Below are 21,154 nucleotides of genomic sequence, written 5' to 3'. Positions count from 1 at the left end.
AGCGAGGGGCTTAAAGCCCCTGGGCTCCACGCCGCAGCCAGTTGTGCACGAATGCCAGCTTATGGCGGGCATGATCCGAGAGTACGAACGGATAGATGTCCGACAGCCCCATGGAACGGTTCACGTGGTTTACCCCCACTGTGAGCGAGGCAGCAATCTGGATCAGCCGGTAAGGGTCCGGTTCCGAATAGGGGTCCCACCCGGGGTGCGGGATCTGCGGCGACGACAGCCCCGTGGCGACGAAACTGTCCGCGATGTCCGTGAGGTGCAGCAGGTGCGCCGCCGTTTCCGCCCAGTCCTCATGGGGATGGGCGGAGGCATAACTCGTCAGGTAATGCTGCTTCCACTCCGCCGGCGGGCCATTCTCGTAGTGGTACTGAAGGGCTCCCTGGTAATCAATCCGCTCGTCACCGAACATGCCGCGGAATGCGTCGAGGAAGTCCTCGCGCAGGCTCAGCCGCCACCAGAGCATGTGCGCAATCTCATGGCGCATGTGGCCGACCATGGTGCGGTAGGGCTCCTCCAGTGCCTCACGGCGGGTGGTCTGGAGCACCGGGTCCACCTCCGCCACACTGATGGTCACCACACCGCCGGCATGTCCCATGGGAACAGGCGTCGCGCCTTCGGCAATCAGATGGAACACGGGCCGCGCGCCCGGGTCCTCGGGCCGGAACCAGTGCCAGCGCCCTAGGTTGTCCAGCACCCAGCGTTTGGCTGCCTCGGTCTGCGCCCAGTTGGGGATGGCATCGGGAATGGAGGGGTCCGGGGCCAGCTCGGTCATGGCGCAGGAACGACAGAAGGCTCCTTCTTTCGGCGCAATCCAGTTGCACCCGATCCGCTCCCGGTTGGCGCAGAACGGTGGCATCGGTAGAAATGAACGCGCCTGGGGGTCATAGGCGACGGGCGTGCCGTCAGCCGTGGCAAGGTTGTCGAACCAGAGGCTGCCGGCACCGACCGGATTGGCGAAAACACGCATTTGAGGCTCCAGCAGGGGGGTGTTTTCAGCCAGAGTGAGGGAAAGACGGACTCTCCGCAATAAGCACAACCCCAACGACCAACGCTTTACAGTCAGTCAGGTCAGAACGCGCTGGCCTCTGTAGATGCGTACATCGCCCGTGCGTTGCGCCTTTCGGGAGGAAGGCTCTGAGTCAGGCAACTCAGAGGAGGCCACCACCCGTCCCCGATAGATCTTCTGAGGCGTTTCTGGCGCGGCCTCGGACTCTGACCCAGCCTGGCGCGTCGCCGAATCGAGCTGTTCCTGAAGATCTTTCAGCTTCTGATTCCGAGAGGAATCGGAGTAGCTTTTGAGCTGTTCAAACAGGCCATCATCGGTCAGCGACACTGAGTCCCCGAATTCCGAGCGAATCAGGGCACGCATCGACTTGATGATTGAGACAACCTGCCTATCCATGAGCCAGCTTTTGTCCATGGTACTGCTCCGGCGGCGATTTCCGGAGAATATGCAATCATCATACCCGGCGGGATTGCCCCGCAGCGCCGCCATTTGCGCGCGCGGGCCAGTTTCTCTGCACCACTCTGGGAAACCGCGCACCATATCGGTGACCCTCAGGGGCCTCCCTGCCAGTCCCGGACAACGTCAATCTCGAACACATGCCCGTCCATCCGGAAGACCACGCCGGCGGTGGTGATCTCCTCGATCACCAGGCCCTGAAAACGAGCGCCTTCGCGCAGCAGGCGGTTGTTGATCATGACGCTTCGGGAGGATGACCGGGAGGACCAGACGTGGCCATTGAACGTCATCTCCGGAACGCGCTGCTGAACCGCGCGGGGCATATCATGAATTGGTGGCACGTCTTCGGGGACCTCCGCGGTCTGGTCCGGTGAGGTTACTTCTTCCGGCGGGTTCCGGTCAGTCTCTGCGGATCCGGTTTCTGTCGACTCTGCGGATGAAGCCGGAGGATTCTCCTCAGCGGCAACCGGGGAAGAGGCACCAGACAGTTTGGCGGCACTGGCTGTTTCAGGTTCAGATGCCTCGCTTTCCTCCCGCGCGTTCTTCTGGGCTGGCGCCTCCGGCTGGGAGCCTGGCACCGGTACTGCTTCAGCAGGTACTTCAGCATCCTTGCCCGGACCGGATCCAGGCCATGCCAGGTAAGCCACGACGGCGGCGTTGGCCATCAGCGCCACCGCCAGGAGGTAGGGCCAGATCTCGCGCTGTTTGCCCGGGGTGGACCCAAAGGAGACGCGGGGACCGGATTCATGCTGATCCGTGTTGGAGCGCTCGGCCTCGGATTTTTTCAGGGCATCCAGGATATAGGACATGGGACTGCCTCAGCCTGATAGCGGGTCGGTTGATGCACTGGAAAGCGTCGGAACGGAACGCCCCATGTAGTGGTTAAGGCGGATGAGCGTCAGCGGCCCGATCACGCCGTCCGTCCGCAGCCCTTCCCGACGCTGGAAGGCCATAATCCGTGGCTCGAGCCCGCCATCGGGCGATTCGGGCACCAGTGACAGGGCCTGCTCCGCCTTGCTCAGGGCCTGACGCAGCCAGAGCTCCCGGTCCTGGATACTGCCGGGCTCGATCAGCCGGGACTCCCACGGCGGCACGCGCCAGAGCAGCGAGTAATCACCGAACCAGACCTCTTCCACGGCTTCCCGGGAGACCCATTGCCGTTCGCCTTTTACTTCCAACCGTACCCTGCCGGGCTCCAGTGCCAGCAGAACCGCGTGCACCGGCTCCCCCTGCTCATCGATCAGTTCCAGAACGGCGGGTCGGTCGAGGACCGCCAGACTGCTCCAGTTACCCTGCCGGTGAAGACACCCCAGCCCGCGTGTCTGCCCCCATTCACAGGCCTGACCGTGCTCACTCGGGCGGTAATCATAGCCCCAGACATCGAACAGGGTCCTATAGGCCCGTGTGCGTGAAGCATCGGAGCTCAGCGAACCAAGGGAGAGATCAGACTCCCGGGTGGTACCCGGATTGGCTTCCCGCCTGACCTGCCCTTCGTCCGCCCTCTTTTCAGCTTCCGCAACCATGGGGCCATCCATGCCAGCCGAGACAAACCCCGGCACCCGTTCAGCCACTTCGTCCGTCGCTGTCATCACCAGCATGCCGGCGGCCACCGTGAGCAGAAACACGGTCACCCCCAGCTGGAACCCCGGCCGGCCCTTGATAAAGCGGCCCGGACGAAACCACCCCTCGCGGCCATCTCCAAGGACCTCCCGCGCTGCACGACGGACCGTGGCGGCATTGATGATGAGGGAGTTGCGTGTATAGGCGCCCAGCAGACTGCGGTCGCAGATCAGGTTGATCAGCCGGGGAATGCCATGACTGCGCCGGTAGACCGCCGCCAGGGCACGCCTGCTGAAGATGGTGCCCTTCTGGCCGGCCACGGACAGGCGGTAGGCGATGTAGTTGTAGGTTTCCCTGCGGCTCAGCTGGTCCAGGTGGTAGCGGGCGGTAATGCGCTGGGAGAGCTGGCGGAGCCGGGGACTGTCCAGCAGGGCTGCCAGCTCGGGCTGGCCAAGAAGGGCCACCTGGACAAGCTTCTTCTCCGAGGTCTCCAGGTTCGTCAACAGCCGCACCTGTTCCAGAACGTCCGCCGAGAGGTTCTGGGCCTCATCGATCACCACCAGCGTATGCCGGCCCTCGGCATGGGCCTTCAGGAGGTAGTCGTTAAGCTGGTTGATCATCTCCATGGTCGAGGACCGGCTGACTTCCGGAAGGCCGAGTTCGCGGCCGATGGTCGCCAGAAGCTCCCGGGCACTGACCTTCGGATTGAATACCAACGCGATATCCACGTTCTCCGGGATCTCTTCCAGGAACCGCCGGCACAGCGTCGTCTTCCCTGTGCCCACCTCCCCGGTCAGCACTACGAACCCGCCCTGCCCGGAAACCCCATACAGCAGATGCGCCAACGCCTCCTTGTGGCGTTCGCTGAGGTAGAGGTAGCGGGGATCGGGCGCGATGGTGAAAGGCGACTCGCGGAACCCGAAGAAATCGTTATACATGGCGTTCTGCTGTCAGTCGATCAACGGACCTGGGAAAAGCACAAAATAACGCAGGAACGCCCGGGTGTCGTGTACTGCATTCACGCCAGCCGGAATATCGGCGGAAAGACACCGAGCAGAAACAGAGCGATGGTGGCCGCAACCACAAGAACGCAGACGGTATACAGCACGCAGATCTGCTTCTCACAGACCTCGACCAGGGCACGCTGCCGGGAGCGGACCAGTGCCGTTATCTCATCCCGGATATCGACCCCCTCCTCCTCCAGCTTCCACAGGTGCGCGGCGACTTTCGATTTCCCGTCCACCGCCTCCGGCCCCAGGGGAAAGAGAACAGCCGCCTCCAGGTCGGCGTAAAGGGCACTCGCCCTGGGGAATGCCAGCAGACAGATCAGCCCGCCCCTGCCCCGCCCGGACGGCCAGTCAGCCAGCCCCCTCAGGACGCGGCCCAGCACCAGCCCCACCCCCAGCAACACGGCGGCAACGAGCGCGACCACCGCACTGTATTCACTGAGCAGCGCAACGAGAGAGGACGTTGTGGCCTGAAGAGCCTCCTCGGACAGGGGCCGGAAAGGGGACTGCATGAGAAATTGGTAGATACCGAAGAGCGCGGCGGACAGCACCGCCATCCAGACCAGATAACGGGCGATACGCCTCAGCCGCAGGGGTTCGACCGGCTCTGCCGCCAGGTCGAGGCTGGCGTAGAACTGAAGGAGGCGGAGGGCGCGCTCCTGATTCGGATCCTCGCTGATCCTGTCGAGAATCCGGCGCGGCAGCGTCCCGGGCTTCAACCGCGCTCCATAGAACGCCGTGTCCGGGTCGGCCTCAATCGCCTTGATCCGCGCCGCCACAGGCTCGCCTGGCCGCAGCGGCGCAAGGGAGCGCCGGCAGATGTGGTGGAAGCGTTCCCATACCATGGCGGTCTGTATTCCTTTACGTAATGTCCAGAGAATAACCTACCTTGTCTGATGCTGGATACCACACCAGTGAGTGATGCCCGCACCGGCAATCAGCCGTTCTCATACTTGGCCATAAAAAACTGAATTGGGCCCATCGCACGAACATGAGTAGGCTGGTCATTAACAACACTGGACTGTTACTTCTGACTGACTCCCGAAGGCGCCAACAATGACTGTTTCCTCCAACACCACCTTTGTGGTCAACCGCGAGAACCTCCACGAGCATACCGTTCTGGAGCGTGACCCCATCCAGCCCGAAGACCTGACCGAAGGCGAGGTGCTGCTGGCGATTGACCGGTTCTCCTTTACCGCCAACAACATCACCTACGCGGCCCTGGGCGACGCCTTCAAGTACTGGGACTTCTTCCCTGCAGAGCACCCCTGGGGCCAGATCCCGGTCTGGGGATTCGCGGATGTGGCTGCCTCACGGCATCCAGAGGTCACCGAAGGCACGCGGGTTTACGGTTACCTGCCTATGGCGCGCCAGCTCAGGGTTGAACCAGGTCGGCTCAGCAAGAGCGGCTTTACCGATGTCGCTGCACACCGCACAGACCTGCCGGGCATCTACAACCAGTACGTGTTCACCGCCAACGACCCCGCCTACCGGCCGGAACACGAAGCCTTCCAGATGCTGCTGCGCCCACTACTGGTGACCTCTTTCCTGCTGGATGACTTCATGGCGCGGCAGGATTGCTTCGGGGCGGAACAGGTCATCCTGACCAGTGCCTCGAGCAAAACCGCCCTGGGGCTGGCCTTCATGCTCAACCATCAGCGTGAAAGCCGCGGCCAGCCGAAAGTGCTGACCGCCCTGACCTCGCCCGGCAATGTCGAGTTCGTGCGCAGGCTGGGTTACTACGACCGGGTGATCGGCTACGACGAGCTTGAAACGCTGGATGCGGGCGAAGCGAGCGTGTCCGTGGATTTCGCCGGCAACGGCCAGGTGCTTCAACGGCTGCACGAGCACTTCCGGGACCAGCTTCAGTTCAGCTCTCTGGTCGGCGCCTCCCACTGGGATCAGCGTGGCGGCAGCAAGGGCCTGCCCGGGCCGAAACCGGAGCTGTTCTTCGCGCCGAAATACTGGGAAGAGGCCGCCGGAGAATACGGCACGGCCGCGCTCATGCAACGTTTTGCGGGCCTCTGGGCACCACTGGTGGCGTCCATGGAGGGGTGGATGACGATCACTGATGTTCAGGGTGCAGACAACGTGGCCCGGGCGTATGAGGATACGCTGGAAGGGCGCGTCAGTCCGGAGCAGGGATTGATTCTGACGCTGGCGCCCTAGGGTGCCGGCCTAGATCGCCCTGACCCGGAATGAGCGGCCTTTCAGTTTGCCGTCACGCAGTTTCTGCAGGGCGGGCTTGGCCGCCTCGCGTGCCACTGCCACATAGGCCCAGTTCTCGGCGATATCGATCTTACCGACCTGCTTACCGGCAATCCCGTTGTCGCCGGTAAGGGCCCCGAGCACATCGCCGGGGCGGACCTTTTGCTTCCGGCCACCATCAATCTGCAGCGTCACCATCGGCGCCTTGTAGGCGCGCTCCTCAAGCCGTTCGGACGGCGGCAGTGACTCGGGCTCAATGCTCAGGCCCAGCTCAGCCTCCAGCCGGACCACCTTATGGCTCTCTTTCTCGGTATACAGGGTGTAGGCGCTGCCCTGCTCCCCGGCGCGGCCCGTGCGGCCGATGCGGTGCGTGTGGGCGTCGCTGTCACGGGCGATGTGGTAGTTGAACACCGCGTCCAGCGCGTCAATGTCCAGCCCCCGGGCCGCCACGTCCGTGGCCACCAGGATCGAGGCGCTCTGGTTCGCGAAGCGCACCAGGGTCTGGTCGCGCTCCTTCTGCTCCAGATCCCCGTGCAGGGCCAGGGCATCAAAGCCGTGCCGGCAGAGCTCATCCGCCAGATCCCGGGTATCGCGCTTGGTATTGCAGAAGACCACGGCGGCGTCCGGCCGGAGCTGCAGAAGGAGCAGGCGCAACGCGGTCATGCGTTGCTGCTCATCCGGCAGGCGGATGAAGTGCTGGTGGATACTGCTGTCGTCATGACTGTCTTCCACCTGAACCCGAACCGGATTGTGCATGTGGCGTTCCGCAACGGTCTGGATCGGCTCGGGGAAGGTGGCGCTGAAGAGCAGGTTCTGGCGCTTGCCCGGAACACTCCCGAAAATCGCCTCAAGGGCGGACTCGAACCCCATGTCGAACATCCGGTCCGCTTCATCCAGCACCAGGGTTTCCAGTCGGCTCAGGTCGAGGGTGCGCTTGCGCAGGTGATCCTCAATCCGCCCCGGCGTGCCCACGATGATGTGGGCGCCGTGTTCCAGCGAGCCAATCTGCGGCCCAATGGGCATGCCACCGCACAGGGTCAGCACCTTCACGTTGGCCGTCGCCCGGGCAAGCCGGCGGATCTCCCGCGCGACCTGATCCGCCAGCTCCCGCGTGGGGCAAAGCACCAGGGCCTAAACCTGAAAGCGCTCGGGATCGAGCCGGTTCAACAGCCCCAGACCAAAGGCCGCGGTCTTACCCGAACCAGTCTTGCCCTGCCCGATGACGTCCTGCCCCGCCAGGATGGGCGGCAGGCTCTGCGCCTGGACCGGCGTCATGGTCTCGTAGCCCAGCGACGACAGGCTCTCAAGCAGCGCCGGCTGCAGCCCCAGGGTGGAAAAAGACATCTGGCTCAACGTGGGTTCCTTGGATTATGCGATGGAGGCGCAGGATAAAGGAGATCCCCGAGCCTGGACAGAGGTCCGAATCCGCACATTTTCAAACCCGCAGTCCTTCAGCATGTGGAAGGTCCGCCGCCCGATGTTGATATCACCGCGGAGGGCAAAAGTCTTCTCGAGGAGTTCCAGCAATTCAGCCCATTCCTGGCAGTGCGGGTAGAAGCTCCAGGAGCTGTGGTCGTTTTCCTGGGAGGCGATAATACCGCCGGGCTTCGCCAGTTCGACCATGGTCTGCAAAACGGTTAAGGGGGAGTCCACATGCGGCAGAAGGAATCGCGAATGAACGAGATCGAAGGTCCCTTTCGATAAGCCGGGGCTTGTCACGTCACCTTCCTGAAGCACAACGTTGTCCAGACCTTCCGCTTCCAGTACGTGTTCACTGCCAACGACCCCGCCTACCGGCCGGAACACGAGGCCTTCCAGATGCTGCTGCGGCCGCGCTCATGCAACGTTTTGCGGGTCTCTGGGCACCACTGGTGGCGTCCATGGAAGGCTGGATGACGATCACTGATGTTCAGGGTGCGGAGAACGTGGCCCGATCAAGGATTGATCCTGACCCTGTCATCCTAGCGTCCTAATAAGGGATGCCGAGGTATCTGAACCCCGTATGTAAAATCACGGTCAGCCCGCTATCCATCACTCGAAGGGCGGTGTATATTCGAGACTCTTGGCCCAATCAGGACTAAAGGGTACCGGCACCGGGGCTGGCCCAAAGTCGACCCGCCCTCCAGCCCGTTCCCCCGTCTGTATGTTTTACTACTTTGGCTTCGGCTCCAACATGAGCCTGCGCTCGCTCCGAGCCAAGAGTGTGGAGCCCCTATCCTCACAACGTGCTGCCCTGTACGGCTGGCGGCTGCGTTTCAACGTGCGGCACTTCTTCCGCCATGAGGGTGGCGTCGGCAATATCGAACGGACTGGCGCTCCACAGGACCGCGTGCTCGGCGTGCTCCATGAATGCCCCGACGAGGCGCTTGGGCTTCTGGACGAGGCAGAGGCCTACGGCCATGGCTATGACCGGATCGAGGTGGCCGTGGAACCTGCGGGCGGGAACCGGGAGCGTATTGCAGCGCTGGCCTATGTGGGCATGCCCCGGTTCATTGACGACAGCTGCCGGCCAGGCCAACGCTACCTGAACATACTGCTGGACGGGGCACGAGAAGCGGCTCTGGATGAGACGTATATCCAGTTCCTGGCCAGCCACCCGACCCACCCGGTCAGCCATTACCCCGAATTCTCACCCCCGCCGGGGTCCCATCCGACCTTCGACAGGCACTCACTGGCTGAACATCCCTTCTATACTGCTCTATATGGCGCCGTGTTCGACATGTCGGCGGCACGGCCCATGCATGACTACCTCAAGGGATTTCTGGGTGGAAAGGACATGACACTGTTCCACCTGAAACGACTGGACAGCAGCCATGCCGACGAAACCATGGACGACATCCGGGCAGGACGCCTCAACCAGGCCCAGAGACACTACCTCAATGCCTATCTGCATGAGTACGCCAGGGAGTATCGCTACATTGGCCATTACAGCTACCACAACGACTGAGGACTGACGCCATGCCCTCTTTCCCGCCCGCGCTGCCACACGGCGCCATCGATGAAGCATTCGCGGATGTGTTCATCGTCAGCGGTGCCATGGAGACCGTACTGATGGGTCTGGACTGGCGCTTCAGCCGCAACATGATCATCGTCCGGGAGGGGGAGCGCCTGATCCTGATCAACACTGTCCGGTTGGATGATGACGGTCTCGCCGCGCTCGACCAGCTGGGCCGGGTCACGGATGTGGTTCGCCTTGGTGCACTTCACGGGCGTGACGATGCCTTTTACCTGGATCGTTACCAGGCAGACTACTGGGTCACGCCCGGTCTTGAGACAGAAGACGAGGCAGCCCGGCCCCTGAGCCAGACTCCATCGCTGCCCATCAGGGAGGGCTCACTGTTCCGTTTCCGGACCAGCAATATCCCCGAGAGCGTTCTCCACCTCGATCGGGATGGTGGCATCCTGATCGCCTGCGACGCCCTGCAGAACTGGCTGCATGCCGACGAGCACTTCTGCGATGCCTCGCGCGAACGCATGGAGGGCATGGGCTTCTTCACACCGGCCAATATCGGCCCGGTCTGGATGCAGGCCGCCGAACCCGAGGCTGGAGACTTCCATCGCCTCAGAAACCTGACGTTTCGGCATGCGCTCTGCGCTCATGGCGAGCCCCTGCGGGACAATGCCCACGAAGCATTCAGCGCGACTATTGACCGTCTGTTCCCGGCTTGAGCCGGGAGGGTAGAGGCCCCTGATGCAGAGCACGATCCAGCTCCCCGGCTACTCCGTTCTTTCCTGCCTGTGGCGGAACACAGGGCGGATTGCATTTCGCGGGCAACGCCTCTCCGACGGAGCCCCGGTCACCATCGAGACCCTGGATACGGATTACCCCGACCGCAGGCAGGTGGCCGCGCTCCATCATGAAGCCGGGATCACCGACCGCCTCGAAGGCGTGGACGGAATCCGCCGAATCAACCAGACACTTGCCCACGGCAGCGGTAACCTCGCGCTCATCACGGAACTGTTCGACCAATCCCTGGCCTCCCGACTGAACCATGCCCCGGAAAAACGTCTGCCGGTGCCGGAGGTATTGGCCGTTGCCCGGGACCTGGCGTCCATCCTGGGCGATATCCATGCCCGGGACATCATCCATAAGGCCATCACGCCCCATAATGTGCTCATCGACAGCCGTAGCGATGCACTGGTCCTGACCGGTTTCAGCATCGCGTCCGAGCTGGGGCAGGAACATCAGGCCACGGACCTGGCTGGCCACCTGGACGGGCTGTTGCCCTACATCTCCCCCGAACAGACCGGGCGAATGAACCGCAGTCTCGACTATCGTTCGGACTACTACTCGCTGGGCATACTGCTGTTTGAACTGCTGACCGGCCGACCCCCGTTCAGCGCCGACACCACGCTGGAGTGGGTCTACCACCACATCAGTCATCTGCCACCGGCCCCGAATACATTGCAGCCGGACATTCCCGAAGCCCTGTCCGCCATTATCCTCAAGCTTCTGGCCAAGTCCCCGGATGAGCGCTACCAGAGCAGCCAGGGTCTGCTGCATGACCTCTCCCGCTGCGCCACCGCACTGCAACGGGGCGAGACCCTGCCCGCTTTCACCCCGGGCGAACGGGACCATCTCCAGAAGTTCCTGACGCACCAGTCACTCTACGGCCGTGAACAGGAACTGAGGACGCTGCTGGACCTTTTCGAGCAGGCCGTGAACGGCCAGACCCGCTTCTGCCTGGTGCATGGCTACTCCGGCGTGGGCAAGTCGGCGCTGGTCAACGAAATCGACCGGTACCAGATCCGGGAGCGCGGTTTCCTGGTGCAGAGCAAGTTCGACCAGTTCCAGAACAGCGAGGCCTACTCCACCCTGGCGACCACCTTCCGCGCCCTGGTCCAGCAGGTACTGCTTGAGCCCGACCATAAACGGGCCGAGTGGCGGGCGCAGCTGACCGACGCCCTGCGCCCCAATGCGGCCCTGGTGATCGAGCTGGTGCCGGAACTCGCTCTGCTCATCGGCGCGCAGCCCGCCGTGCCGGAACTGCCCCCGGCGGAGAACCGCAACCGTCTGCAGCTGGTCCTGACGGCCTTCCTGCGGGTATTCGCGGGCGAGGGCCACCCCGTTGTGCTGTTCCTGGACGACCTGCAATGGAGCGACACCCCGACCCTCGAACTGTTGCGCCGGATCATCACGGCCCGGGATCAGAGCCATCTGCTGCTGATCGGGGCCTACCGAAGCAACGAAGTCGGCCCGGGTCATCCCCTGCAGCTGCTGCTGGATGACCTCGACAGCCACCAGCGCCTCCACCAGCTCCCCGTGGGACCACTGGACCAGGACTCGGTAGCGCAACTTGTGGCGGATACGCTTCGCTGCGGCGTCTACGCCAGCTGGGAACTGAGCGCGATGCTCTTCCACCGGGCCCATGGCAACCCCTTCTTCACCAATGAGCTGCTGCGCCATCTGCACGCCCAGGGGGCGATCTGGTGCGCCCCGGAGAGCGGTGAGTGGTGCTGGCAACTCGACCAGGCCAACTGGGACGATGCCAGCCAGGATGTGGTCGCCTTCATGCTGGAAAGCCTGCGCCAGCTCCCGGCTGACACACAGAAGGTCCTGCAGCTGGCGGCCTGTATCGGCAACACCTTCAGCCTGCGAACCCTCGCCACCATCAACGAACACTCGGTCGCCGACACTGCCCGGGCCCTGCAGCCCGCACTCAAGCAGTACACGCTGCTGCCACTGCACAATGACTACCGACTCGCCAGCCAGCCGGACGAGCACCTTGATGTTAATCCCAGCTACCGCTTCCAGCACGACCGGGTCCAGCAGGCGGCCTACAACCTTGTCGAAACGGACGAACTGACGCGGATACACCTCAGGGTGGGTCGCCTGATGCTGAGCCACGGCAATGGAACAGCAGCCAGCGACCAATTGATCGACATCGTCAATCACCTCAACCAGGGGCGGTCGCTGATCGACTCAAACGGGGAACGCCTGCAGCTGGTCGAACTGAACCTGCGGGCCGGCCGCCGAGCCCGGAAAGCCTCGGCCTATCAATCCGCGCTGGACTACCTGACCGTCGCAACGGAATTGCTGCCGGATGATGCCTGGACCGAAATGCCGTCACTGATGGCGTCAGTGGCCACGGAAATGCAGCTCTGTCTCTACCTGACCGGGCGCATTGACGAGGCCGACAACTGGCTCGAGGTGATGCTATACCATGCGGCGTCGCCCCTTGAGCGGGCCAACATACTCGCGACCCGCACACGGCAGACGGCCACGCTCGGCCGGATGAACGAATCCATCCATGCCGCCATCGAGGGGCTGGCCCTGCTCGGCGTCAATTTCACCGAGCACCCCACCCGGGAAGAAATCGACCGGGAACGCCAGCGGGTGACGCAATGCCTGGCGGGCCGGGCGATCGCCGACCTGGTGGATGCCCCCACCATCGATGACCCCGGCACCCTTACCGCCATGCGACTGCTGATGGAGATCTTCGCCGCCGCCTTCCTCTCCGGAAGCAACCTCTTCAGCTACCTCGTGCTCAAGGCGGTCAACCTGGCGCTGGCCCGGGGCAACTGCCCGGAGTCCGCCTTTGCGTATGCCGCCTACGGCATGCTGCTGTGCGGCGAGCTGGATGAACCGGCCCTTGGCTACCAGTACGGCCAGGTGGGCCTGGCCATCAACGACAAGCTGGACGACCTCAGCCTGAAAGCCCGGGTCATTTACGTCTACGCCATGTTCATCCACCACTGGAGCAATCACTGGGCAAGCCTCACCCCCTGGTTCCGCAAGGGGATCGAAGCAGGCTACCAATCGGGAGACCTTCTCTACCTGGCCTACAGCGCCCAGGACTGCGTGATCTGGGACCCGGGCATGGATCTGGAAACGGCCCGCCAGCTGCACGAGGAGAACCTCGAGATCGTCCGCGAATGCGCCTACCAGGACTCCCTGGACTCTGGCACGCTCTTCCTCCAGATGCAGCGCAACATTATCGGCGATACCGAATCCCCCACCAGCCTCAGCAGTGACGACTTCGACGCCGACCAGTGCCTTGAAGCCATGAGCGAACGCCGCTTCATGACCGGCATTGCCAACCACACCATCTACAGCGCCGAAATCAACCTGCTCCACGGCCACTACGAGCAGGCCCTGCACTTCGTGCGGAAACAGGACGAACTGATCCGATCCGCCATGTCCCTCCCCCAGCTGGCGCGGTTCTACATCATTGCCAACCTCACGCTTACCACCCTGTACCCCGGGATGGACAGGGAGGAGCAAGCGGCCACGCGCGAACGGCTGGACCAGGACCTGGCCCGCATGACCCGCTGGGCCGACAACTGCGACGCCAACTTCCGGCATCTGCAATGGTTGATGACGGCGGAACTGGCGCGCCTCGATGGAGAGCACGACACCGCACTGACCCACTACGACGCCGCGATTGATGCGGCAACGGCGAGCGGGTTTCTGCGGGATGAGGCCACCGCTTACGAGCGGGCCGCGCGCCATCTCCTGGCGCTGGGCCGAAAGCGCTCGGCGGAGGGCTACCTGCGCGGTGCGCTTGGCCTGTACAACCGCTGGGGCGCCCTGCGCAAGGTCGAGCTGCTGGAGAAGGAATTTCCGGTCCTCCGTGATCTCGGCCCGACGAACGCCACCCCCCCGGGAAGCGACTTTTCCGACCTGGATCTGGCCTCCGTCATGCGGGCTTCCCGCGAAATCTCCGGCGAAATCGTGTTGGACCAGCTGCTCCAGAAAACGCTCGCCATTCTGCTGCAGAACGCGGGCGGGCAGTGGGGCTGCATCGTCGTGCGGTACGAGGGCCACTATGTGGTCGAGGCGGCCACCCAACCGGAACAGGGCCTGCCAAAGGCCAGTCTCCCGGCCCCCTTCCTGTTGAGTGACCCCCAGGGCAACCGGATTCCGCTGCCCATGAGCATTATCAGCGAGGTGTTCCAGCGGAACGAGGCGATTGTCCTGCACAACGCCACCCACGAGGGCGCCTTCGCCAACGACCCGTACACGCGCCAGCTCCAGCCCCGCTCCGTGCTCTGCGCTCCCATCCAGCGCGAGCGATTCGAGGCAGCCGTGTACATGGAAAACAACCTGGCCGAGGGCGTCTTCACCGAGGCCCGCGTGGAACTGATCCAGCTGCTGGCCGCCCAGGCCTCCGTCGCCATCGAAAACGCCCGCCTCTACACCCAGGTCCAGGACTATTCCCATCACCTGGAAGACAAGGTGGCCGAACGCACCGCCGAGCTGGAGTCACTCAACGCGGAACTGCAACGACTGGCGGACCGGGACGGCCTGACCGGCGTTCCCAACCGCCGCTCCGGCGATGCCTACCTGAGGGACACCTGGCTCAGGCAGCGGCGCCAGCCTCAGCCGCTGTCGGTCATCATGCTTGATGTGGACGACTTCAAGCGCTTCAACGATGCCTACGGCCACCAGAAGGGAGACGACTGCCTGATCCAGGTCGCAAAAACCCTGCAGGGTCAACTGCGCCGCTCCTCCGACATGGTCGCCCGCTACGGGGGGGAGGAATTCATGATGATCCTGCCCGATACCGGCAGCAACGGCGCCATGCAGGTCGCGGAGAATGCCCGTCAGGCCATCGAGGCGCTGGCGCTCGAGCACGCCCACGCCACCACCGGCGACCACGTCACCATCAGCGTGGGCAGCGCCACCACCATCCCGGATGAACAGGGCAGCGTCGAGGCACTGGTGTTTGCGGCGGACGAAGCCCTCTACAAAGCCAAACAGAACGGGCGGAATCGCATTCACCTTGCCGAGTAGTGGCACTGGCGTCTGGCTTCACCTGCAACACCTAGAACGCTGAGGCATCCGGCAGCTCAGCCCGGATCACCGTAACAGCCGCGTCCCTGCCCGCACCGATCGGATCAGCCGACAGCTGGATCGAATTCATAACCGTAATCCCTTCGTGCAGAACCATGAGCTTACTCGTCAGGGCCTCAGGGTCGCGGGCCCCTGCTGCGTCAGCGAGTTCCCGCAACAACCCGATGAGCCACTGCTTCTGCCCCGTGATCACATCCATGGCCGGATGCTCCCGGTCCCCGATCTCCGAGTAGGCATTAATGAACGCGCAACCTCGCGGGTTCTCGTCACGCACCCAAGCGCTCAACGCATCAAAGGTCGCCAGCAGCTTATGTTCAGGATGCTCCTCGGAGACCTGGTCCAGGACTTCCAACATCCGCCTGCGCCACCGTCGATCCCGTCTGCGCAGATATTCGACGATCAGCGTGTCCTTTGAGCCAAACCGGTCAAAGATGGTCTTCTTGGTGACCCCGGCCGCCTTCGCAATCGCCTCCATGCCCACGGCACGGATGCCGTGCCAGTAGAACAGATCCGAGGCCGCTTCCAGAATCCGCTCAGCAGCCGGCGTCAGCTGCTCCTGTGGTTCCGACAATGGGCAATCCCCTTTCTCCTGACGTGCTTGACACTATACCAACCGGTGTGATTAATTTAAACAAAGTAACCTCACCGGTCAGTATACTTTTAGAGGGGAGTCCGGCATGGGATTGAGCGGAAAGCATTCGATAATGACCCCGGAACGCTGGGATAAACCAGACGATGGCCTCAAAGGCGTTGACTGGATCGATTCCTGGCTGCTGCAACTGGCCTACAGGATCAGATACCTTCGCAACCAACGGATTCATCAATCCGTGAAACGAGATCTGGCATCACTGGATGACAAGCTCCTATGCGATATCGGGCTGTCCCGTCATGATGTCCACTGACCAGGAACGGTCGTTCCGGGGTGGATGGTCGTTCAACGCAGATGGGCCAGCTTCCTGGGGTCTCTTACAGATCACGCGCCTGCCGCACATCTGAAATGCCACCCTGGTTTTTCACATTGGTGTAGCCCGCCCTTTCCAGAGCTGCTTTCGCTTTGCCGGCCCTTGTGCCCGCAACACAGTACAGGTTGATCTCCGTATCCTTATCCGGAAAGTGCTCGGTGACCTGCGAAACAATTTTCGTGTGCGGAATAAGCGGATCGCTATCAATGTGATTCTCGCGATGTTCCGCTTTCGTCCGCACATCGATCCAAACGGGCTCAGCCTGCGCCAGCACGGGCGTAAGCATCAGTGCCAGACCCATCAGAACAGCCTTCACCGATCCAGACGTTCTCATCACCTGTGCCCTCCTCGCCTTTGGGTTTCAGTAGTAAGCCCCCACCATCCAAGATATCGCAGCACCTGATCGCAGGGAACCGCGCCCGGGGTGCCGGGCCAGTCACCCAGCCGGCGGCGCCATAAATTCAGGCCCAACGGGATCATCGATGCAACGGGCTAGGATCTCATCGATGGCAGTCATCGCTTCCTTATCCAGTGACCAGCCCTCGATCTCACCGACCGGATCCAGCTGCTCCGGTCTCCTGGCACCCCAGAGCGCCGTCGTCACACCGGGCTGATCCACCAGCCAGCGAAGCGCCAGCGCTAGGACGTTCTTCTGGTACCGCTCGCGGGCGAACCGATCCAGTTCCGCCACGGCGTTCAGGTACTGGCGATAGCGTTCGCCCTGGAACTTCGGGTCGTTATTGCGCAGGTCGTCACCATTGAACTGGGTATCCTCCCGCATCTTGCCCGTCAGCAGGCCCCGGCACAGGGCGCCGTAGGTAATGGTCGCGATGCCGTTTTCCCGGCAGTACGGAAGGACCTCCTGCTCAATGTCCCGCTCAAACAGGTTATAGGGGGGCTGCAGTGCGTGCAGGGGCACCGTCTTCTGCAGCTCGTCCATCTGCGCCGGGGTGAAGTTGCTGACACCAAGGGCGCGGATCTTCCCCGCCTGGTAGAGCTTTTCCAGCGCCCGGGCAGTCTCCTCCATAGGCGTCTCCGGATCCGGCCAATGGACCTGGTAAATATCGATCCGGTCCGTCTGGAGACGCTTCAGGGAATCCTCCACTTCCTGCTCAATGCGCGACGCACTCGCATCCCGCCAGATCTGGTCGTGGTCATCGTTCCAGTTCAGGGCCACTTTCGTGGCCAGCGCCACCTGGTCCCTACGACCGTCGGCCAGCGCCTTGCCCACGATCTCCTCGGACCGCCCAAAGCCGTAGACCGGCGCCGTATCAATCAGGCCAATGCCCTTATCGATGGCGCGGTGGATGGTGTCGATGGACTGGGCTTCGTCCGTACCACCCCACATCCAGCCACCAATGGCCCAGGTCCCAAGCCCGACGGGTGTGACCTGAATGTCTGTGTTGCCAAATGCGTGCGTCTCCATTCGTCCTCCTGTTGCCGTGAAAATCAGCTGGCGCAAAGGCCGCGCTGTGAATGCGTCGTACTGGAGACATGCGTGGGAGGACGGGAGAATTCAACCCCGTGTACTCAAAGTCCGGATGCAGCTGATCTCAATCCTCGCTGCCACTTAAAGCTTGAAGAACTCAATCATCCCCCAGGCAAGCACCCCCGAAGTGACCATCGCCACATTTGCGATGAAAAGGAAGATCAGGTGGTAACGCTGATTCGGAGGCAGCGCCCGCACGATTTCATAGAAGCCATTGCGTCTCGCCACACTCGGGAACAACAACCCGACGTCATAACCGCCAAGGCGAAAGATCCCCAGAATCAAACCGAACTCAACACAGCAATAACCACGACCGTGCCGTCAGCAACCACATAGTGAACGCCAAAAGGAAATTTCCTGATCAGAGCTCGGCGTGAGTCTCTGTGAACGACAGGGTAAAGGGAAGGATTCTCACTGATGCGATTCAGTGTCTGCTCCACCGAATCCATGAATTCATGCCCCAATCCCTGGCGCTGCAACTCATACCATTGGGCTGCGTCTTCAATATCCCTCTCGGCGTCCGGACGAATCCGAACGTTATAAGTCATAGTCTCCGGCGTATCCCTTCCAGAACTGTTCCAGCATCACTGCCTGATTGGCCATCCTGCTTATAAGCATTCAGCCTTAGATCCAGCTCTTCCCGCTGCGCCTGAGTCAACTCAAGCTTTTGCTGATCCTCAGCGATGCTGTCCCAGACGTCTTCCACGAGCTGAATACGCTCGTCTATGGGCAAATCTCTGATACCTGGGTTCATGAAACACCTCCTGGATCACAACGATACCGCACCGGAGAGGTAAGAGAAATACCACACTCAGGGCCTGATTGCGCTAAACCCTAGGCCGCCAAACATGCGGCAAAAACCGAAACCCATCACCGTCTTCAGCCACATAACCGATCCCCGGAAAATCCAGATGGTGCCCGGCGACCAGTTCCCGGGATTCGGCCAGTTCGGCCATGATGCGGCGGCGGGTGGTGGCCGCCTGGGGCGGGTCGACGTCGAAGGCGACCGTGGCCTCGGGGCGCGGGAACTGGATGCCGGGGAGGTGGACAATGTCCGTCCAGACCAGGAGCTGTTCCTCGCCGGAGACGATGCGGTAGCCGGAATGGTCCGGTGTATGGCCCGGCAGCGGCACGCGGGTGATGCCCGGGAGGACCTCGGTGCCCTCCAGGCGCTCCATCTGCTGACCGACGGCGGCGATGACACGGTGGGCGGCCTGGAATTGTGTTGTCAGGGCCTCGGGCGTGCCCTCTGGAATATCACCGCCCCAGTAATCGAGTTCGCCGGAGGGAACCAGCACTCTCGCCTTGGCGAAAACCGGCTGATCGTCAGCATCGATCAACCCGCCGATATGGTCCGGATGCATATGGGTGATGAGGACCGTGTCGATGGCGCTGGCGTCGAGGCCTATAGCGTTGAGGTTGTCCATCAGAGCGGCACCGCTCTCGCCGGCGAAGACACCGATGCCGGTGTCGATCAGGATCCGATGATCACCGGTATCCAGCAGGTAGGCGTTAAGGGTGATGCGCGGCGGCGTGGGCCGGCGGTTTTCGGCGTGCAGGCGCCTGGCCTCTTCCTCAGGGATCGACTGGACCAGGCCGAAGCTGGCTTCCATCTGGGCATCGAGCAGGGTTGTTAGGACGAAATTGCCGATGCGGAGTTGGTGGGTATTGGTAGGTTGAAGTTGAGGCATAGGGTTCGGTCAGTCTGTTGATTTCAATTCAACCATCATGAAAGCTCTGCCTACTGGCTGCAACACACCAACGTAACCACGCCCTTCAAATTGACACCGTATCCGGCAACGTATCATTGCCTCGGACAAAACGACCGTGCGTCAGCAATTTTCAAAGTACTGAACTCGCGTGAAATGGAAATGGCTGCACGCATTCTCCCATTAACGAACACGTAGTGCGGGTGGTTTGGCGAGATGGTTGCTGAATCCAAGAACTGCGAAATCTATACCAATGATTTCCATAACCCGATGCGGTACTCGCACTCGCTTTCAGGCAAGCGCGCACCCCGATCAAGCATTGCTTGAAGACTGTCAGCCAGCGTATTGCCGTTCGCCAGGTTGTGCTCATGGAGCTCATCCAGCAACCAGAGCACACCCCGAACCTCCAGCTCCGCCTCAAATCCGGAGTTGCGAACTGCCTTGTCTCCTGTGAGAAGGGTCCAGTTGCGGTTCCTCGCTGTCAGGTAGCATGAAATATCCGGAACCGATGAATTACCCAGCTTAGCCCGAAGGTCAAAGAGCTCCAGGATTTCGCTCTGATCGAGCGGTTCAAGCAGGAGACCGAGATTGGTGAGACGCGTGCCGGGCGGCTGGCGCAGCTCTCTCCATACAAACTCGGTGGTCACGAACTGATGCGGTAGCTGGAATACAATCTCCAGCAATCCACATCGGTGAAGATCAATCCAGATATTCGTATCGGAGACGAGAATCTTCCTGGGCATCCCTGCGCTCACTCGCTTACCGGTTGGAAATGACCCGCTCTATCTGATCGAGCGACACATTGAGAAGTTCCGCCGCTCTTGATGGAGTGATCAAATCCTCCGCCAGGGCCCGGTAAACCAGCTGCTTCAACCTGTAGGAACGCTCGCTGGGGAGCGCATCCGGCTCGCCTTTTCGATATCCCCGGATCGACCAGTCTTTAGAAGTCGACTTGTAGAATGACTCATTGATGATGCTGAGGTCATAGAGCCGGCGCAGAGTGGCCTGCATTGAGATGCCCCACTCCTGCTTGGCAAGGAGAAACTCCTCACCCAAAACGCGGTGCCTGAAGGAACCAAAGGTTTCACGAACCTGCCTTGCAGGAAACAGGAAAACGCCAGCAAACCGGTGACACCAGTTTTCCTCCTGCCGAGTGCCTTCGATCTCTGGCGGAATCTTCAGAACCAAATGGCCAAGCTCGTGTGCAAGATTGAACCTCTGGCGCTCACCGTCACGACCAGTGTTACTCACGATGACGGCGTCAGCGCCATCATTGATCCGGGCGCAGAGGCCATCGAATTTCTCATGCGCCTCCAGCCCAACAACCTTGATGCCATGTTCTTCGAGAGTTTCAGTGAGATTTGCTATGGGATTAACACCAAGCTCCCATTGCCGGCGCAGTTGATTCGCAGCCTCGTCAACGTCATCCACGCTCTGAACGTCGAACGCCGGTAGCTCCAGACGCTCCGAGTCCAACTCGACAACCTGTTCGGCAGCCAGATAGCGCTCCAGGTGCTCCCGTACCTGCTCCTTGATCGTGTCCTGCTTTCCCTTGCCCAGAGCCGAATGCTTGCGGAAATCCACTTCCCCCAACTCAACTTCTTCTGAGCGGAAAAAGTATTCAGGAGAAACCTCCAACGCATCCGCGATCTGGATCAAGCGGGTCGAATTCGGTGTATCCTTTCCCTGCTCATACTTGGACAAAGCCTGCTTGGATAGATCCCCCAAGGCATCTGCAAGTTGCTGAAGCGACCAGCCCTTCAGCCGGCGTGCGCGGCGAAGACGATCATGCAGCATTGCTCCCTCCTTAGTTGACGATACCTTATTAGTTGACAGTTTTGTCTTTAATTAATTTTTTGTCAACTCAAGAGCGGGAAGAGACTGTGGCGAGTGGTAGCGGCCTGGGCAGGATTGCGCGAAGATGAACCATGAATAGGAGTGCGGGGAGGCA

Annotated in this window: 20 protein-coding genes and 1 pseudogene; 5 read left to right on the top strand and 16 right to left on the bottom strand. The window is 61.7% G+C overall.

The features are described from left to right. Nucleotides 1-10: 10 nt before the first annotated feature. The 5 genes from H4I92_RS09315 to H4I92_RS09295 form a co-directional block, all read right to left on the bottom strand. Nucleotides 11-976 carry a zinc-binding metallopeptidase family protein gene (locus H4I92_RS09315; protein ID WP_077530321.1) on the bottom strand — a complete coding sequence of 322 codons (966 nt, stop codon included), beginning with the start codon at nucleotides 974-976 and terminating at the stop codon, nucleotides 11-13. A gap of 96 nt (nucleotides 977-1,072) precedes the next feature. Next, nucleotides 1,073-1,429: a hypothetical protein gene (locus H4I92_RS09310; protein ID WP_077530320.1), complete on the bottom strand. Its 357-nt coding sequence runs from the start codon at nucleotides 1,427-1,429 to the stop codon at nucleotides 1,073-1,075. 137 nt (nucleotides 1,430-1,566) lie between these two features. Next, nucleotides 1,567-2,280, bottom strand: a complete 714-nt coding sequence (locus H4I92_RS09305; RefSeq protein WP_077530319.1) for a general secretion pathway protein GspB — start codon at nucleotides 2,278-2,280, stop codon at nucleotides 1,567-1,569. 9 nt (nucleotides 2,281-2,289) lie between these two features. Continuing rightward, complete coding sequence (locus H4I92_RS09300; protein ID WP_077530318.1) at nucleotides 2,290-3,969, bottom strand: AAA family ATPase; 1,680 nt, start codon at nucleotides 3,967-3,969, stop codon at nucleotides 2,290-2,292. 80 nt (nucleotides 3,970-4,049) lie between these two features. Then, the gene (locus H4I92_RS09295; RefSeq protein ID WP_077530317.1) at nucleotides 4,050-4,883 is read right to left on the bottom strand and encodes a hypothetical protein; all 834 of its coding nucleotides are present in this window, start codon (nucleotides 4,881-4,883) and stop codon (nucleotides 4,050-4,052) included. A gap of 211 nt (nucleotides 4,884-5,094) precedes the next feature. Here H4I92_RS09295 and H4I92_RS09290 point away from each other — a divergent pair, with 211 nt between their 5' ends. Beyond that, a complete protein-coding gene (locus H4I92_RS09290) occupies nucleotides 5,095-6,207 on the top strand; it encodes a DUF2855 family protein (RefSeq protein ID WP_077530316.1) in 1,113 nt (370 codons plus the stop codon). Between the two features lie 9 nt (nucleotides 6,208-6,216). Here the strand turns inward: H4I92_RS09290 and dbpA are convergent. Further along, nucleotides 6,217-7,590, bottom strand: a pseudogene (dbpA, locus tag H4I92_RS09285) (ATP-dependent RNA helicase DbpA). Nucleotides 7,591-7,614: 24 nt separating this feature from the next. Then, nucleotides 7,615-8,052, bottom strand: a complete 438-nt coding sequence (locus H4I92_RS09280; RefSeq protein ID WP_179105673.1) for a methyltransferase domain-containing protein — start codon at nucleotides 8,050-8,052, stop codon at nucleotides 7,615-7,617. A 337-nt stretch (nucleotides 8,053-8,389) separates the two neighbouring features. Between H4I92_RS09280 and H4I92_RS09275 the strand changes: the two genes are divergently transcribed. From H4I92_RS09275 to H4I92_RS09265, 3 genes are read left to right on the top strand one after another with little or no spacing between them, the layout of a single operon-like run. Continuing rightward, nucleotides 8,390-9,193, top strand: coding sequence for a gamma-glutamylcyclotransferase family protein (locus tag H4I92_RS09275; protein ID WP_077530314.1), 804 nt, complete (start codon nucleotides 8,390-8,392; stop codon nucleotides 9,191-9,193). 11 nt (nucleotides 9,194-9,204) lie between these two features. Next, entirely contained in the window at nucleotides 9,205-9,915 is a 711-nt protein-coding gene (locus H4I92_RS09270; RefSeq protein WP_077530313.1) for a hypothetical protein, read from the top strand. Between the two features lie 22 nt (nucleotides 9,916-9,937). After that, a complete protein-coding gene (locus H4I92_RS09265) occupies nucleotides 9,938-14,983 on the top strand; it encodes a diguanylate cyclase domain-containing protein (RefSeq protein WP_077530312.1) in 5,046 nt (1,681 codons plus the stop codon). 31 nt (nucleotides 14,984-15,014) lie between these two features. On the opposite strand, the gene H4I92_RS09260 is transcribed toward H4I92_RS09265, so the two are convergent. Beyond that, nucleotides 15,015-15,614, bottom strand: coding sequence for a TetR/AcrR family transcriptional regulator (locus H4I92_RS09260; protein ID WP_077530311.1), 600 nt, complete (start codon nucleotides 15,612-15,614; stop codon nucleotides 15,015-15,017). Between the two features lie 133 nt (nucleotides 15,615-15,747). Here H4I92_RS09260 and H4I92_RS09255 point away from each other — a divergent pair, with 133 nt between their 5' ends. Then, nucleotides 15,748-15,945: a DUF1127 domain-containing protein gene (locus tag H4I92_RS09255; RefSeq protein WP_077530310.1), complete on the top strand. Its 198-nt coding sequence runs from the start codon at nucleotides 15,748-15,750 to the stop codon at nucleotides 15,943-15,945. 64 nt (nucleotides 15,946-16,009) lie between these two features. Here the strand turns inward: H4I92_RS09255 and H4I92_RS09250 are convergent, their stop codons facing one another. The 8 genes from H4I92_RS09250 to H4I92_RS09215 all read right to left on the bottom strand — a co-directional run bounded on the left by H4I92_RS09250 (nucleotide 16,010) and on the right by H4I92_RS09215 (nucleotide 21,000). Further along, complete coding sequence (locus H4I92_RS09250) at nucleotides 16,010-16,339, bottom strand: rhodanese-like domain-containing protein (protein ID WP_077530309.1); 330 nt, start codon at nucleotides 16,337-16,339, stop codon at nucleotides 16,010-16,012. Between the two features lie 102 nt (nucleotides 16,340-16,441). Continuing rightward, nucleotides 16,442-17,431, bottom strand: coding sequence for an aldo/keto reductase (locus tag H4I92_RS09245; RefSeq protein WP_077530308.1), 990 nt, complete (start codon nucleotides 17,429-17,431; stop codon nucleotides 16,442-16,444). Between the two features lie 144 nt (nucleotides 17,432-17,575). Beyond that, nucleotides 17,576-17,779 carry a hypothetical protein gene (locus H4I92_RS09240; protein WP_077530307.1) on the bottom strand — a complete coding sequence of 68 codons (204 nt, stop codon included), beginning with the start codon at nucleotides 17,777-17,779 and terminating at the stop codon, nucleotides 17,576-17,578. Beyond that, nucleotides 17,776-18,042 carry a type II toxin-antitoxin system RelE/ParE family toxin gene (locus H4I92_RS09235; protein ID WP_077530306.1) on the bottom strand — a complete coding sequence of 89 codons (267 nt, stop codon included), beginning with the start codon at nucleotides 18,040-18,042 and terminating at the stop codon, nucleotides 17,776-17,778. Before H4I92_RS09235 ends, H4I92_RS09240 begins: the two co-directional genes overlap by 4 nt. After that, nucleotides 18,039-18,248 carry an addiction module protein gene (locus H4I92_RS09230; protein ID WP_077530305.1) on the bottom strand — a complete coding sequence of 70 codons (210 nt, stop codon included), beginning with the start codon at nucleotides 18,246-18,248 and terminating at the stop codon, nucleotides 18,039-18,041. The genes H4I92_RS09235 and H4I92_RS09230 overlap by 4 nt, the downstream gene beginning before the upstream one ends. A 73-nt stretch (nucleotides 18,249-18,321) precedes the next feature. After that, nucleotides 18,322-19,185: an MBL fold metallo-hydrolase gene (locus H4I92_RS09225; RefSeq protein ID WP_077530304.1), complete on the bottom strand. Its 864-nt coding sequence runs from the start codon at nucleotides 19,183-19,185 to the stop codon at nucleotides 18,322-18,324. Nucleotides 19,186-19,448: 263 nt separating this feature from the next. Further along, a complete protein-coding gene (locus tag H4I92_RS09220; RefSeq protein ID WP_077530303.1) occupies nucleotides 19,449-19,946 on the bottom strand; it encodes a PIN domain-containing protein in 498 nt (165 codons plus the stop codon). A gap of 16 nt (nucleotides 19,947-19,962) precedes the next feature. Continuing rightward, complete coding sequence (locus H4I92_RS09215; RefSeq protein ID WP_077530302.1) at nucleotides 19,963-21,000, bottom strand: XRE family transcriptional regulator; 1,038 nt, start codon at nucleotides 20,998-21,000, stop codon at nucleotides 19,963-19,965. Nucleotides 21,001-21,154 lie beyond the last annotated feature (154 nt).

The sequence above is a fragment of the Vreelandella halophila genome, assembly GCF_019903425.1.
GTDB lineage: Bacteria > Pseudomonadota > Gammaproteobacteria > Pseudomonadales > Oleiphilaceae > Halospina > Halospina halophila.
This window is presented reverse-complemented; position numbering and strand designations above follow the sequence as displayed.